Source organism: Aeromonas sp. S11(2024) (genome assembly GCF_041402345.1).
GTDB classification, from domain to species: Bacteria; Pseudomonadota; Gammaproteobacteria; order Enterobacterales; family Aeromonadaceae; genus Aeromonas; species Aeromonas veronii.
The window spans coordinates 196,179-212,185 of sequence record NZ_JBGLRC010000004.1; the positions used below are offsets into that span (position 1 = coordinate 196,179).

The window sequence follows — 16,007 nt, forward strand, 5'->3', positions numbered from 1 at the left end:
GAACCCAAGCCTAATCCTGTCAAACTTGCTGTCGAATTCAGTTAAAGGGCCTCTCGCAAGAGAGGCCCTTTTTATTGCTCGCTGATTTGCCCTGCTCGGTACTTAAAAGGCATTCCGTGGTGATACCGGTTAATGCTCTACAGGCTGCTGATTCAGGGCACGTTCAGCTGCTTGGTGATGGCCTGATAGAGCTGGGGGTAGTTATCGTCAAAATGGTGTCCTCCCGGTAGGGTGATGCTGGTGACATTGGGTTGGTTGAGGCGGGGGCAGAGGCGGTCGCCGTCATCGTCATCGGCTCCTTGCAGGCAGAGCATCGGCAGGTCGCGGATGGTCTTCACCTGCGGCTCGGTCGGGTAGCTGCGCGCCTTGTGGGTCAGCATGTCGCTGACGTGGACCTCGAAGTCCGAGCTGGTTGAGGGGGAGAGCATCACGGCCCCGACCAGCCCCTGACGATAGTGCTCCGGCAACCGGTTGATGACGAAGGGGACAATCTCGGCACCAAACGAGAAGCCGACCAGCAGCCAGCGGGGGCGCTGCCAGCGAGTCTGGTAATCATCGAGGATCCGCTCCAGATCGGCGGTCACCTGCTCCGGGGTTTTCTTCTTCCAGTAGTAGGTCAGGGAGCTCCAGCCCACGACCGGCATGCCGTGCAGCTGAAACTGGGCGCTCAGCCCCTTGTCGAGGGCCGCCCAGCCACCATCGCCGCTGAGAAAGATCACCATGGGGGCGTCGGATGGCTGCTTGACCGGCAGCTCAATCAGGCTCAGGTCATCCTTGACTTGGGCGGCGTGCGCCGCAAACGACGAAACGGGCAGTACGAAACTGAGTAACAGCAATATCAAGGCTCTCATTGGCCATGCTCCTATTTCTTGATCAGCCCCAGCGAGCCGCGGCTAATCAGGGTGATCAGGTGAGTCAGAGTTCTGGGCAGTACCAGCTTGCTGCTGCAGAGCAGGTAGCGGGGTTCCCAGCGGGGCGAAAATTTCTCCTTGTAGCGTCTGAGCCCCTGAAAGTTGTAAAAACGGCTGCCACGCACAAACAGGGTATTGCCAAGGCGGGCCCAGTAGCTGTTGAGCGGGTGATCGTTGAAGCCGGACATGGGGGCCATCCCCAGATTGAAGCTGGCGTACCCTTGCGCCTTGCCCCACAGCAGCAGTTCGACAAAGAGAAAATCCATGATGGGGGCGGTGCCGGTATCCAGGCTGTAGCGCATCAGATCGATTGAGAGGGTCTCCTTGTTGTCGCTCACCCAGAGATTGGCAAAGCCGACGATCTGCCCCTCGTGCCACACCAGCGCAGCCGGGCTTAAAGTCAGGTAGTCAGGCTCGAAACGGCCGACCGAGAAGCCCTTCTCCTTGCCCATCTTGCTCTGCAGCCAGGTATCGGAGACGGTCTGCAATCTGGGCAGCAGGGGGGCTACGGCACTGGCCTCGACCACCTCGAAGGTCAACCCTTCCCGTTTGCCCTTGGCGTGACTCTGGCGCAGGTTGCGCAGCCGGCTGCCCGCCAGATCGAAGGTAGCCAGATCGACCATCGCCTCTTCACCGAGCTTGAAGGGGATCAGCCCCAGCTCCAGATAGAGCGGAAGATAGCGGGCCGACACCTGATAAAAGACCGGGTTGGCGTCGTGCTCGTCGCAGCGCTCGCGAAATTGCCAGAGCAGCTCTTCGATCTGCTCGGGGCGACCGACCGGATCCCCCATTACAATCCAGCTGTTGCCCTCGATGCCATACATCAGGAAGGCGTCGCCGGCCGGGTGGAACAGCAGGGACTTGTCCTGCAACTGGGCCAGATAGCCGTGGATCCCCCCTTCGCGCACCACCAGCTCGTGGGCGCGCGCCAGCGTCTCCTTGTCCGGTTTTTCACCGACTACGCGCAGCGGCGCAAGCAACTGGGCAACCCCGGCCACGGCCAGCACGGTCACCACGCTCCCCATGGCGCGCAGGCCGCGGGCCGCCCCGCCATGGGGCGAGAAGTGGAACCAGAGGGCCTGGTCATACTCCACCTGACGGTAGGAGAAGAGCAGCAGCCACAGCGCCCCCAGCAGCACGGCGCCGACCGAGATGAGCCAGCCCGGGGTGTACTGGGGATAGAGCAGCGACCCCTTGCGATAGAAGAGAGAACGGCAGGGGGTCATGATGAGCAGGACGCTGCCGAGCAGCAGGGCAGACTCCCAGTCACCGCCCTTGAGCAGGGAGAAGGCGATACCCAGAGCCAGCAGCAGCTGGGTGATGCGAAACGCGGCGTCGTGACGGCGATAGAGGCTGCGCGCCAGCAGGATCAGGAGGATACCGCTCACGCTGCCGAGCACGTGGGAGAGCTCCAGCAGATGGAGCGGCAACACCTGCAGCCACACCTCGATGTGGCTGCGCATGGTCGGGATCATCCCCGAGCAGAGCAGCAGGCTGCCGGCGGCGAAGGTGCCCATGCTGATAAGGGCAGGCAGAAATTCGCGCACCGCGCTCATCAGCCCCTGTAGCCGCTGCCAGCGCGCTTTTTGTTGCAGCATCTCCTGACTCGCAAAGAGCAGCAGGGCACAGAGAAAGGGAAGCAGGTAGTAGATGCAGCGATAGAGCAGCAGCGAGGCGAGCAGCTTGTCGGCCGGCAGGTAGTGGGCCAGCAGCAGGCTCATGCTCGCTTCGAACACGCCGATCCCGCCCGGCACGTGGGCCAGTACCCCGAGGAAGCTGGCCAGCACGAAGGCACTGAGCAGAACGGGGTAGGGGACGCTATCTGCAGGCAACAGCACAAACAGCACTGCGGCGGCGGCCATCCAGTCGGCCAGCGCGACCAACAGTTGCAACAGACGAACCTTGAAGCCGGGCAGGATCAGGCTGTGTTCGCGCCAGGAGAGACGGTGTGTGGGCCAGCAGAGGTAGCAGGCCACCAACAGCAGAGCCATCATGCCCGCCAGCTTGAGCAGGGTATCTGCCCATTGCGGCCAGTCAGGCAGCAACTGTGATACATCGCAGGTCAGTAGGGCGCCACCTCCCCACGCCAGCAGGCCGAGGAAGAAGGTGATGGAGCAGAACAGCACCACGCGGGCCACTTCTCCGGTGGCGAGCCCCAGTGCGGAGTAAAGGCGATAGCGTACCGAGGTGCCGGTCAGCAGGGCAAATCCCAGGGTGTTGGAGAAGGTGTAGGCGATAAAGGAGGTGATGCTGACCTGCTGCCAGGGAAGGCGCTTGCCCAGCGCATGGAGCGCCAGCATGTCATAGCTGCAGAGGCAACCATAACTGAGCAGGGTCAGCAACAGGGCGCCCGCTAGTCGCGGCAGGGGTTGGGACCAGATGGCCACACGAATATCGTGCCAGTGCCATGCCTGGGTCAGGTGATACAGCACGGTCAGTGCGGTGCCGAGCAGCAGCAAGCTGCACAAGGGGCCGAGCCATTTAAGCAGATGACGCCACATGCCATGTTCCTGTGGTCATTGACCGTTTCCCGCAAAGGGGGAGCCGGGTCGTGGATCCGGTTTGGACGAGGGAGGCGCTCGTCAGGAAAATTTCGGGAAGAGATGGAAAGGGAGGCGTCAGCCTCCCTCTGTGTTATCCAGTGACCGGTTGGATCACTTGGTTTTCGGCGCGACTTTGACGGCAGGGGTCTTGGCGTGGGTGGCTTTATGGTGTTTTTTCACCACCTTGGTCTGGGTAGCCTGCGGTGTGGCTGTCTTGGTCGGGGTGGCCGCCATGGTGAAACCGGAAGTGAGGGCGAAGACGGCTGCCAGGGTCAGAGGAATGATCTTTTTCATGTTCAATTTCCTTATTCGGGTTGATGTTATGGAGCGTTCTCCATGACAGTCATCCTATGACGGTTGCAGCGGCCCTTCAGTGAGCGGTTGGTGACGGTTTGTATCCAAATGTACAGGCAGGGTGAGGCAGAAGCGGGCGCCGTGGTCACTGGCCAGCAACGCCACATCCCCCCCGTGATGACGGGCAATGCTGCGCACGATGGCCAGCCCCAGTCCGGTGCCGCCGGTGCGACGATCCCGGCTCTGATCAAGGCGTACGAACGGCTCGAAGATCTGGGGCGCCAGCGCGGGATCGATCCCCGGCCCATCATCGCTAACCTCCAGCAGATAGTTTTCCTGCAGCCGCGAGATGGAGAGGGTAACCTCGCTCTCGGCGTAGCGCAGGGCATTGCCGATGAGGTTCTCCACCGCGCGCGTCAGCAGACGCTGATCGCCGCACCAGGGCATGTGGCGTGGCGGCAAATCGAGGGTGAGCCTCTTCTCGGGTGCCAGCGCTTTCCAGTCGCCGAGATGCGCTTGTGCCCAGTGGCTGAGCTCCAGCTCGTCTTGCTGCAGCGGCAGTTCGGGTCTATCCAGCTTGGCGTAAGTGAGCATCTCTTCGATCAGGGCGTCCAGCGCTCCCAGGTCTCGCTCCAGCGCCTGCTGCTCCTGCTCGGCAGGGGCAGGATCGAGCATGGCAAGCCGATAGCGCAACCGGACTAACGGGGTGCGCAACTCGTGGGCGATGGCATCGGTCAGCTGCTTGCGGCTGGCAATCATGGCCTGCAATTGGGTCGCCATTTGATCGAAGGTGCGTCCCACCCGGGCCAGACTGCTGCCCGGTGGCAGATTGGTTCGGCAGGAGAGATCCCCATCGCCTACGCGACGTGCGGTTTGCTCCAACTGCTGCAATCCGTGCCAGTGGGGACGCAACCAGAGCAGAATGGGCAGGCCGAGGGATAGGCCGATCACCAGCAGCAGCCCCACATCGACCCAGTGCAGCTCGTGCAGGTAGGAGAGGTAGGGTACAGGGCCGACAATCAGCACCCGGTCGGTATCGGGGATGCGCTGCAGGAAGGTGTCATCCTCCTCGACGATGACAATGTTGCCGGCAGCCAGAAAGGCCTGATCCTCGCTGGTCAGGGGCTGGCGCACCAGCTCGCCGATCTTGAGGGGGAGGGTAAACTGACTGCTCTGCTCGGCCAGTCGAGCGGGCCTGCGCTCTGGCGGGGTTCTTGCCAACTCGCCGGTCAACAGGCCAAGAGTGCCCTGCATCATGCGTTCGAGATAGCGATCACCCGCCCGTTCGGCGGTCACCTGATAGACCACGCCAACCAGCAGGATGGCCAGGGTGAAGCAGCCGATCAGCAACAGATAGAACTGGATAAAGAGGCGGCGCATGGCGGTGCTCCCGAAAGAGGGTTATTCCCAGGCGTGGGGGACGAAGAGGTAGCCTTTCTGGCGCACCGTCTTGATCCGGGTCGGGTTGTCGGGGTTATCACCCAGTTTGCGGCGCAGGCGGGAGATGGCCACATCCATGCTGCGATCTTGGCCGTCATACTCCCGGCCGCGCAAGCTGCGAAAGAGGGCTTCCCTACTCAAGATTTGGCCCGCGTGGCAGGCGAGCTCCCACAGCAGATCAAAGTCGGCGGTCGAGAGGGCAATGCTCTCGCCATCGAGGCGCACATCTCGTCCCGGGCCATCTACCCGCAGCCGACCAAATTGCAGCTGCTGGGGAACGCTACTGGTGGCTGCCGGTTGGGTTGATGCTTGCGGGTGCTGGCGAAACTGCACCCGAAGTCGGGCCAGCAGCACGGGGGGGGGGGTGGTTTTAAGGATGTAGTCGTTGGCGCCCAGCTCCAGACTAAGGATCTGGTTCATGTCGCTATCCAGCGAGGTGAGCATTACGATGGGGCCGTCGAAGCGCGGCCGCAGATCCCGACAGAGGGAGATGCCATCCTGCCCCGGCAACATGATATCGAGCAGCACCAGATCGGGCTGTTCGGTCTCGACCCGAGCCAGCGCCATATCCCCTCTGGGCTCGAGGATCACGTCCATATCGTGGCGACCGAGCCAACTGCTGATGAGCTGGCCAATCTCGGGATCATCTTCGACAAAAAGAATGCGTTGCATAGAAAAGCTCCAACGGAAAGCAGGAGAGAAGAAGAGCGATCAGCATATCAATGGCGCTTGGGAAATACAGAAAAAGAACCGGGCAGGCTGGTGCGTGGGGAAGTGTGGCTGTGTGTATCGATGGGGAGGCGCACATCGTGACAAATGGGCAGAGCCGCGTTTATCGGTCTGGAGGATGGCCTTGCAGACAAGGCATGGCACAGTCGAGCGCAAAACAAAAAACCGGCCAAGGCCGGTTTTTCGCGGAGCAGACTAGAAGGTCACTGCACAAAGTCGATGGACATCACCTTGCGGCGATTATCGACAGAATAATGGGGTGGCTGATGGGGCTCGAACCCACGACAACCGGAATCACAATCCGGGACTCTACCAACTGAGCTACAGCCACCACTGAAATTTTCATCAACGCTCGCCAATCCAAAAGGAAAGGGGAGCATTAATGGCGCGCCCTGCAGGATTCGAACCTGCGACCCACGGCTTAGAAGGCCGTTGCTCTTCTAACCCCTTTACTTAGGTTACCACAAGTTACTACTAAGCGCTTTATGGTGCGGATGATAGGCTGATAAGTCGCATAAATCAACAAAATTTTATAGCTTATTGATTTGACCAACCCCCTATTAGATCTTACCATTAAGTTAACACATGGAACGTCATGTTAAAGGAGTGTTGCTTTGAGGTTGGGTGAGAATTCTCCAATAGGTAGGTCTCATGTTGTGATCATCCAGAAGTTGGCTGATGTCTCAACCATGAAGCTACCAATGTTATACTTGATTACTCCAAACGGGCTGTCTGTTTTCTGGCCTCTTGTTGAGTACTTCAAAGCTCGCCCAAATACTAGCTTGTCGTGGGCCAGACAAACGTCTAGAGCGCTGGGCCTGCTATATGATTTCTCCGTTGCTGTCGCCGATTTAGGTCTATCAAGACAAGAGCTTTTCCGGCGGTTCTCGCTGTCCCTTTGCCATGGCACTATTGATCCCGAGACCTATCAAGACAAGACAGGTCTTTATTGGGCCCCTGGTTCGGTTTCTGTGCAAAAAAAGATGTGCTCTAGCATAACTAGGTTTATCGCTTGGAAAGATGAAACCAGCAGGAAAGAGGATCCGGTTTTCCTTCGGTATTTAGAAGAAGTCCCACCTAGCCTAAGGAGGCTGCTGACGGCTAGTAAAATAATAGCCAGTAAATCCATGCTATATCACACCAAGGACGTCAACATGCTGGCGGAAGGGTTGGATAAGGCGAGGAAGTTTTTTGGTATGGAATTGGGTAATGATCCACGAGAGTCGATAGGTAACATTCGAACTGTCAACAACTTCCCTTCAGAGCTAATTCCTCAGCTAATAACACATGGCTTTATTCGTGATCCTCATGCAACTGATCCATTTGAACGAGAGGACATCACGGCCAAAATGATCACTATATTGCTTGCAGGCGGTGGGCTTAGAAAAGGGGAACCATTTCATCTCTGGTTTAATGATGTCGTGCCTGAACCTGCTAGAGGGTGCGCAGTAACCTTATTTCATCCCTCAGGCTCACAAACAGGTTTTAGAGGCAACAAACAAACCAGAGAGCAGTACCTAGCTCAGAGGAAAATGTTACCTAGAAATCGGAGTGGTGCTAGCAGAAGTCACCATGCTACTTGGAAATCTCTGGCCGTAGATAAAAAAACGCTGTCAGCGCCTGTTTATTTCATACATGAGTCGTACTCGTTCCTGTTTTGGGAAATGTATTTGCTCTACATGAACCGCTATCGTCCTTCACTAATGAAGAGTTACAAGGCTAATCACGGAACAGAACATCCATTTTTATTTGTATCTAATGGTGAAGATCGTGGGGCAGGCATCAGCTATCGAGGTGCTCCTTACTCAATGGCTGCATTCGATAAATCTTTTGAGAGGGCTCTAGGGCGGTTGGAGAAAAAACTTGGGCGGAAGTTGCCGCGTGGTCGAGATTATGGACTCAATCCGCATGCGTTACGGCACCACGTTGGACATGTAATGGCCGAAGCTGGAGTTGAGCCCCAGATAATTAAGGATGTAATGCACCATCGAACCATTGATGCTCAAGAAGTATACAAAAAACTACCACCAGATAAGGTTCAGAAGATCTTGGCCAGTTACACACTTAGCTCACAACTAAACAATATAGGAATGGTCAAATGAAATTGCGCGGTATCAGTGTAAGAAATGGCAACGCAATTGAACAAAATGATGAAATAACCCTATCTGTGATGATCATTTCTCCTTTTGCTGCATCCAAGGTTTCAAGAGAGGTTGAAAATGCGTTTGAGCGTTTGATAAAAAACTACAAAACGTGTAAATGGATGGTAACGTCTGAATTTTTTTACGCTAGATATGGGCAGTCGTACATGCCCAAAAATTTAAGAAGGCTACTTGTCCCAAAGTCAATAGTAGATAGGCTTGAAAAGGATATAGCCTCTCATGGGGTTGCTAATAGCCCAAAAAGTGAGCAAGCAAGAGCCACTCTCGTCAATAATATTATCACTGCTGCGAGTGAACTTCTTTTTCTGATGGAAAGGGAATACCTTAATGACGTCACTATGGAGGACTGGGAGGAGTTTTTAGCTCCTATAAGAACCGCCGACGGGGACCGGTATATTAATGATCTAAGCATTCATGATAAAGCAGGTTTAAAGGGGGTAGCTCAACTACTAACTTTAATGGTAGAAGGGTATAACTTCTCTAAGGCGATTCACGTAAAACGCTCAGATAAAGTCAACAAAGGCGAGGATCTTCTGGCTAAGCCGCCTGAGCATCTTGTTTCATGGGTTGAGCGTTGGAACCACTATATAGAATCAACTCGTAACTTTACGCTAAAAACTTATCATACTGCATTTCATCGATTTCGTATCTTCTTGGAAGATGTCTATTTTGGCACCCAAATACCATCGCCAGAAGAGTTCTTTAGCTCACAACCACCCGTAGATTTCATAGCATGGTCGGAAGCAAAGTTTCATGAAAAGTTATTTTCCAGTGAGGCCGCTCTCTGCGATTTTGTAAGATACAACACGAACTTTTCCAACTGGTTTATCGAAACCTATTTATCTGACACCGAAGAAAATGGTGATAAATTTTCTGCCGCATACCCATTAGTTCGTCCGCAAGCACTTAAATCTTTTTTTAATTCGCATAAAAGTGATTTGGATGTGCCAGGATCTTCTACCAAGGAGGTTATGCCATTATGGCTTAGAATGAGGTTAAGGGATTTGCTCTCAGGAGAAGATTATGCATGGCCAAAAACATTAAGTAGTGAATATAGTGACCATTTAACAAACGAACTAGGTGAGCCTCTCTGGTTACCTTCAGTTACATATATCTACCTGATGATGTTAGAAATTCCAGTTCGGCGTATCCAGTTGCTACGGTGTGATTCTGGAGAGGGCGATACTAAGCAATTCTCACCAGAGTTAAATAAATGGATTGCAAATAAATCAAGTACCGCTAATTTTTGGAAAAACGATCCTAAAGCTAGAGTTTATGACCGTGGTTTACTGAGAGAATCTCGCTCATTTGAAGAAAGTGACCAGAATCTGGTTCTTTACATAAACTCCAATAAAACAGCAGACAAAGATGTGGGGTTTAGTGAATTCTCTGGTTATGAAATTCCTTGGAAGCATCCCGAAATAATCCGTCTGGCAACAGAGTTAAGAGCATGGCAGGAAAAGTATAATCCGTGTTACAATCCTGTCTCTGCCAGAGAAATTCCAGATTCTGTATTTCCTCAAACAGCCAATCAGGCTATCGCAGATAGTATTCCTGACCGTTTTTATCTTTTCCGTTCGGGCATAAACTCGAAACGAAGTGCTGCAACTAGCATGGTCCCTCCAACTGAGCGTTCTCTAGTTCAGTATTGGAATCTGGCAATGGCTGAACTGGAAAAACAGCTTAATGAAGAGGGACTGGATATCCAACTTGTTCTTAATTGGAATGAGGTTGGACAACCCCAATTAGTATTCTTTACACCTCACGGATTAAGGGTTGCGGGACTAACCTCACTGGCAGAACAAGGGGTTCCAATTGATGTGCTTAGTAAGCTTGTTGCTGGGCACAAAAGCTTGACCATGACCCTCTATTACATAAAACATTCGGTAGCTCACGTCACAGAAATACTGAATGAGGCCAGTCACAATATCCTGCTAAGGGAACAGGAAGACTTTGCTCGGTGGATTAAGAGTTCTTCGTGGGATGAGGTGAAAAAATATGCAGCATACAATAGTGAAGATGCTGCAATCGCATTAAGCAGAAATTGTACTGCCATTGTCGGTATTTGGAATGCAACCCATCTAGGAATTTGCCCATACGGTGGTACGAGGTGTTACGATGGTGGAGAAGTTATTCGTAAAAATGGGAAAACTAATACTTATGGAGCGGTTTCAGATAAAGACTGTATTAATTGCCGTCATTTCATTACCGGTTCTCCTTGGAAAATGGAGTTGATAGTACACGGAAACAAATTACTACTTGAGATAGAGAAAAAGATAAAGGCAACTCAAGATGCCACCGAAAATGTGAATAAACTTCAGGTTAATTTGAGAACCGCCGTGAAGGCTGGAGAAAAGCCTGATGCAAAATTGAGGACTGATATTAACAAATTACACTCAATAATTGAGCGCCTTAGTAATGAAACAGATACTCTGATCCGTTCGCTTCATGCGACTCATAATCTCATCAGTAAAATTCGTCAGATACCAGATGGAAGTCCTGAAGGGGGGATTGATCTTGTTGTGCACTCACAAAGCCACTTCGATATAGAATATGCTGAGTCACCTAGCAATTTCAAAACACTAGATCTCGTTGTTCAGGCTAGCAGAATTTATATCAATGACCGTGATGAAAACTATGAGCGAGAACGTGATGAGGTGATGAATATTATCCTTCTAAACAACGGATATAAGCCGCTCATGATGCTACCGCTGACAATAGATGAAAAACGGAGAGTCGCAGATAGCCTGGCAAAACTGCTTGTAACTAGAGCCACAGGAGAGGAGATAGTAGCATTGCAATCAGGTAGTGTGACCCTAGAAGAGCTTGGCTTTACCCCTAGTATGCCGCGTGAAATGGCAAGACTACAGTTATCTAGTCAGATTTTGCACAAGGAAAATGATCAATGACACCCGTAACAATTAGCCAAGTAGAGGATTTGTATCAGGAATTATCAAAAAATAGAAAAGCAGACCAAAGGAAAATGCTTGCGAATATCCATGAGGTTTGTGCAAAGCTGGTAAAACAGGGTTCAACGCCTTCTGCCGCATCTGTAGTAAAAATATTAGGAACACAAGGGTATAAGATCTCGACTAGAACTATTTACAACAAACGTAATGGCCAAAATCCTTATCCCATTTTAATCGATGCTTGGATAGAGGTTCTGGCGGCGAAGAAGGTTAAGATTACTGAGACAATTGATAATGGAGTAATCCAAATTGATGAACAAGATTTAGCAAAAATTAGTGATCCAGTTCTTCAGCATAAAATGATGATATTCATTGGCCAAGTCCGTTCGCTAAAGGCTCAAAATGACGCATTGAGAAACATCGAGAAATTACCAGTTGTATCTATGGAGATAGGGACTACTAATTTGGTAGCAACAATATTGAGTGAGTTGAATCGGGAAGTTATCTCAAACCTGCTCAATCAATCTAACCCGAGTTTGTCTTTCAACAATGATGGGTGTCTGATAGCTAAGCGGCCGATTCCAGCAGGAACAGTACTTTCAGATCCAGGATTAGCAGAGGCGTTGGAAGCAATTCTGGACAGTCAAGATTTAGACTATAAGCAGAAATGACTTGTGAGGTTCTAATTATCACAAGACACCGACCTAAAATCGGTGTCTTGTTTACGCTACTTTCGTGCGCCCTTCCTTTGGTATCAATTCCAGAGCCCATTCAACGTGCTGTAGGGGATTCTGCTTGCATGACCCTGTTGGTCTGCCTGTCCCTGCCCATCCTCTAGGGCCCAATTAGCTCGCCTGGGGAGTGGTCATATCTCTAAAATCCAATTGGAACTTGATGAAGTTCAAAGTAATTAACTGTAACTATATGATTTTTCATAAAAATGTTGTAGTTACTCATGTGGTGAAAGCATCTAAATGAACTAAAAAAAATGATGCGTTCTATTACATAATTCATTTATAGGTTGAATAGATATGGCAAGAATCCTGATGACTCGTGCTCTTGACGACAACGGCCATATAGTTGATGTCAAAGACGTTGTGAGTGGAAAAGCATGCAATTGCATATGCATAGGTTGTCAGGGCGTTGTCTGGGCAATGAAGGGGCAAGTTAAAGCCCATTATTTCTCTCATGAGCCTAATTCAGTCGAACAGAATGCCTGTACCTGGAAGCCGGAAACGGAAATACATATCCTAGCTAAAGAGGTTTTAGCAACGGATAGGCAGTTGTTACTGCCTATTGGAACTATAAATCCAATACATCAAAATATAGCCTTTGATGAGATGGTATGTGAGGTTTATGAAGGCAGAGTTATACCTGATGTTATTGGGTTCATCGAGGGAGAGAAGGTTCTCATCGAAGTTGCAGTTACGCACTTTTGTGGTCGAGAAAAAATTAAAGAATTAAAAATGGTGAATGCAACCTGCGTTGAACTTGACCTTAGTCTATTTCGTGTGAAAGGAGAGATAATCTCAAAAGAAGAGATTAGAGATTATCTTAAAAAATGCCCTAAAAAATGGGTGTCTGTGGCTCCTATTGGCAACTTCTCCGAAATGATGTACTCCCATAATAGGCAGCAGTTATTATCTTTACAGCATCAGTATTCATCATTGAGTTCAAAACATGATGCAGAGGTTAAAAGGCTTAATGCAGAATACAACGCGATAAAAAATACGAGTCAATCTGAGCTAAGTGATATGCAGCGAGTAATTCAACAGTCTCGGCATGCAGAAGGCAAGGCTAACGCAATTCTGAGAAGATGGGAGAGAGTATTAAAAGAAAAAGAGTTGTCTATTTTAGAGGCACAGGAAAAAATAATCCTATTGGAAGATCAATACAGAAGCTTTGAAATGGAATTGAAAGACCGTCTATATCATATACAAGATGAAGTTGATCAAAAGCAAGATTTACTACGTGACCTTCTTAATTTAGATGAACTTAAGGCAGAGTTTTATTCACAGGTTGATGATATAAATAGAACAATTAAAGCTAAAGAGGCTCAGCTTGATGCTGGTGAAGTCGAAATACGTAGGCGTTCAGCCTCCTTAGACCTAATACAGAAGAATTTAAATGATAGCCTCATCTCGCTGCAAGAACGAGAAGAGGCTCTAACAGAAAAATCAAAAGACTTGGCAAGCATCATTGATATTAAAGCAAGAGAGCTGGCTAAAGTAATGTTTGAGCAGTTGTTGAAAGAAAAATCAAATGAGATAAAAGCACTAGAGGAAAAAGAAAGGAAAGCAAAAAAAGATATTGATGATTTAAGGCGAAAATATAGTTCATATATCAAAATTCCATGATTTTCAAATACTGATTGTGTAGGTGTGGTTCTCACCTGAAAACCATTTTTTATCTAACCATTGACTGACAGCACTTGATCTCAAGAGCACGCCACATAGCGTACAAGCTCTATGGGCTCTATGGGACAGCAACAATCAAGCCTCATGCTGCCGTGTATGGCGACAAGCGGGAGAGTTCGGCGTATCAACGTTCAGCACCATCCTTGACGATACAGAAAACCAGAAATTTCTACGTTAGTAGGTTTACGAAAGCGCATACGTATGCCAATATTTTCTTGTGAAGATGTTAGTGTTGCTGACTAATCGCCGCACTATGGTTTATATCAGTATAATAGAGAGGTGAAATTGCCATGAAAAGGATTCTTCTAATACTCATCTCTTTTATTATATCTGTCGATGTAACTGCAAAAGAGACAATCCATTGGGTTCAATATGATATCCCTCCATTTTATATTAAGGATGGTAGCTATTCAGGTAGAGGTGTGGTTGATGTTACTGACGCTATGATCAGAGCTGAATTGCCCCAGTATAACCATGTGATCATATGGGCTAACATCGCCAGGATCCGGCATATGATGGAGCAAGGACAGAAAGTTGTTTGTGGAAATATGATAAAGACACCTGAAAGAGAGAAGTATCAAACATTTTCTACTTTTCATAAAACACTATCAACTGCACCACATGTAATCATACCATCCAGTGAGCTTAACACTTATAAGCAGTATATAATTGATGGAGACGGTGTTGATTTGCTTCGGTTGATTCAATCGAAGGATAAACTTGGCTATTTCATAGCATCTCGTTCATATGGAAGTAAATTTGACCTCGCAATTAAAGATAAAACAAATAAGAGAGTTAACTACTCTCTCAATGCTCCGATGGGTAATGTCCTGGATATGCTATTAAAAGATGTAAATGGTTTTACCATCGCATACCCAGAGGAAATTATCTATTACACAGAAAGTAAGTTTGGGTATGGCTCATCAACAGTATCTGATTTAAATAAAAAGGCTTATCTAGGGAAGTTCAAAGTTCTTCCGATAGCTGGACAGCCAAAAGAAATATCAACTTATGTAGCTGCACCGAAAACTGAGTGGGGTTATAGAGTTATATCTGATATCAATGAAGCGCTATCAAAGTTAAAATCTAATCCAGCATATATTAATGAAGGCTATATGTGGCGTGACTTACCTAACCATGATATGCGTTAGGTATATAGTGATTCTATCCATTGAATACATATACCATAACGCTATCTAAGTTAATATACCAACTATCGAAATCTAACCTCGATACACCTTGTTACATCAATTTCTCTTATTTATTCTTTATGCTTTTGTGAGATAAAACATCAACTCTAATGTGAAAGACTCGGCAGAATATTCAATAGATAACGGCGTTGTTCTAATGGTGTGTTGCTTGTCCAAAAATCGAAAATAATATGAGCAAACAATGGCATTAAGAGAAGTAAAACACACAACATTGTAAGCAGATTTTTTGCTGAAACCATTTTATTCGCAGTACCAAAATGAATCGCATTAGCTTGTTTTGGGCATGCAGAGATACAAGTTAAACAGTTTGTACACTCAATATTTCTGACTGATATAAGTTCATGAACCAGTATCCTTGATGGACATGCTCTACTGCATTTATCACAATCGTATCCCTTGCTTCGTAAACAGCTGCTGGAAGACCTGCGAATACGTAATGGTGTCAGAAGCCCCAACAAGGAAAGCCATCCACCATAAGGGCATAGGTATCTACAGAAGCCTTGCTTGAAAAACATCGTGATACTTAATACCCAAACAAAAAAAATACCTGATATAAAGTTCAAGTTGAAAAAGAAGGCTCCCATTTTCATGTCAGCAGCTTGGTGATACTGGCTCATCAAGTACCCTGGCAGTGCAACATTTGGAACAGCAAGAATAACTATGAACATCAGAAATGATAGAACTAGAAATTTTTGAGATTTGAGCAGTAGGTCTAGCCATTTTGGCGGAGCCCACTCACCTGGTAGCAGCAAATTTCGAAAATGATGCAGCCATTCACCGACAACCCCAAGAGGGCAAAACCATGAGCAGAAGGCACGACCTAAAATGAGTCCAGATAAGGAAATAACCAAGACTGTGATTGTTGCAGCTGGATGGTGGTAATCAGTAATGCCCAAACTCAACAACGCCCGCAAGCCAAGACCGCCCGCTATAGGTAGAAAGCCATCTACGATATCAGGTCTAGACAGCCAAGGTAGGTCACCCTGGTGGAGTTGAAAAATATAAACACCATACTGTATTGTTACAAATCCCCACGATGTAACTAAGAAATATCTAACTAAACTACGAAGTTGTTGATCTCTTGAATCATAAAATGCGGATATTAATTTATATCTATAAAGCATGACAATAGCGACAGCAAGCACGATTAAACTACTTAGTGGTGGCTTGGCTGCTACCGTCAACCATACAGCGGCGGTTAGCATCAGGAACAGCTGCCAAGACCAACCTGAACGCTCATGCCACTGGAACAACAACAGATACACCAAGCCACTCAGCATGGTTATGGTTTCAATCCCACTCATCTAGCCAACTCCCATCGCAAAAACAGCCAATCATAAACAACATTACAGTTATTCATTTTGATCTGGATGGGCAGTTGGCCTAGTTTG

General features: G+C 48.9%; 11 protein-coding genes and 1 tRNA gene. 5 read left to right on the top strand and 7 right to left on the bottom strand.

Features of this window, described 5'->3' with window-relative positions; translation table 11 throughout:
- Positions 1-152: 152 nt before the first annotated feature.
- From ACB040_RS05705 to ACB040_RS05730, 6 genes are all read right to left on the bottom strand, one after another.
- Positions 153-851, bottom strand: coding sequence for an AcvB/VirJ family lysyl-phosphatidylglycerol hydrolase (locus ACB040_RS05705; RefSeq protein ID WP_371153496.1), 699 nt, complete (start codon positions 849-851; stop codon positions 153-155).
- Positions 852-862: 11 nt separating this feature from the next.
- Positions 863-3,412 (bottom strand): bifunctional lysylphosphatidylglycerol flippase/synthetase MprF, encoded by a 2,550-nt coding sequence (gene mprF / locus ACB040_RS05710; protein WP_371153494.1) that lies wholly within the window; start codon positions 3,410-3,412, stop codon positions 863-865.
- A 153-nt stretch (positions 3,413-3,565) separates the two neighbouring features.
- The gene (locus ACB040_RS05715) at positions 3,566-3,748 is read right to left on the bottom strand and encodes a hypothetical protein (RefSeq protein WP_005337116.1); all 183 of its coding nucleotides are present in this window, start codon (positions 3,746-3,748) and stop codon (positions 3,566-3,568) included.
- 54 nt (positions 3,749-3,802) lie between these two features.
- On the bottom strand, positions 3,803-5,128 hold the full coding sequence (gene rstB, locus ACB040_RS05720) for a two-component system sensor histidine kinase RstB (protein ID WP_371153492.1): 1,326 nt from the start codon (positions 5,126-5,128) through the stop codon (positions 3,803-3,805).
- 21 nt (positions 5,129-5,149) lie between these two features.
- Positions 5,150-5,860 (bottom strand): two-component system response regulator RstA, encoded by a 711-nt coding sequence (gene rstA / locus ACB040_RS05725; RefSeq protein ID WP_338771295.1) that lies wholly within the window; start codon positions 5,858-5,860, stop codon positions 5,150-5,152.
- A gap of 312 nt (positions 5,861-6,172) precedes the next feature.
- Positions 6,173-6,248 (bottom strand) — tRNA-His (locus ACB040_RS05730).
- A 370-nt stretch (positions 6,249-6,618) separates the two neighbouring features.
- Between ACB040_RS05730 and ACB040_RS05735 the strand changes: the two genes are divergently transcribed.
- The 5 genes from ACB040_RS05735 to ACB040_RS05755 all read left to right on the top strand — a co-directional run bounded on the left by ACB040_RS05735 (position 6,619) and on the right by ACB040_RS05755 (position 14,556).
- A complete protein-coding gene (locus ACB040_RS05735) occupies positions 6,619-8,019 on the top strand; it encodes a tyrosine-type recombinase/integrase (RefSeq protein ID WP_164091218.1) in 1,401 nt (466 codons plus the stop codon).
- A complete protein-coding gene (locus ACB040_RS05740; RefSeq protein ID WP_182927755.1) occupies positions 8,016-10,988 on the top strand; it encodes a VPA1269 family protein in 2,973 nt (990 codons plus the stop codon). The genes ACB040_RS05735 and ACB040_RS05740 overlap by 4 nt, the downstream gene beginning before the upstream one ends.
- Positions 10,985-11,659: a gamma-mobile-trio protein GmtX gene (gmtX, locus tag ACB040_RS05745; RefSeq protein ID WP_076575968.1), complete on the top strand. Its 675-nt coding sequence runs from the start codon at positions 10,985-10,987 to the stop codon at positions 11,657-11,659. Before ACB040_RS05740 ends, gmtX begins: the two co-directional genes overlap by 4 nt.
- 360 nt (positions 11,660-12,019) lie before the next feature.
- Positions 12,020-13,345, top strand: coding sequence for a hypothetical protein (locus ACB040_RS05750; protein ID WP_245131231.1), 1,326 nt, complete (start codon positions 12,020-12,022; stop codon positions 13,343-13,345).
- Positions 13,346-13,695: 350 nt separating this feature from the next.
- A complete protein-coding gene (locus ACB040_RS05755) occupies positions 13,696-14,556 on the top strand; it encodes a TIGR02285 family protein (RefSeq protein ID WP_245131229.1) in 861 nt (286 codons plus the stop codon).
- A gap of 146 nt (positions 14,557-14,702) precedes the next feature.
- On the opposite strand, the gene ACB040_RS05760 is transcribed toward ACB040_RS05755, so the two are convergent.
- Positions 14,703-15,920 carry a 4Fe-4S binding protein gene (locus ACB040_RS05760; protein WP_371153488.1) on the bottom strand — a complete coding sequence of 406 codons (1,218 nt, stop codon included), beginning with the start codon at positions 15,918-15,920 and terminating at the stop codon, positions 14,703-14,705.
- Positions 15,921-16,007: the final 87 nt, after the last annotated feature.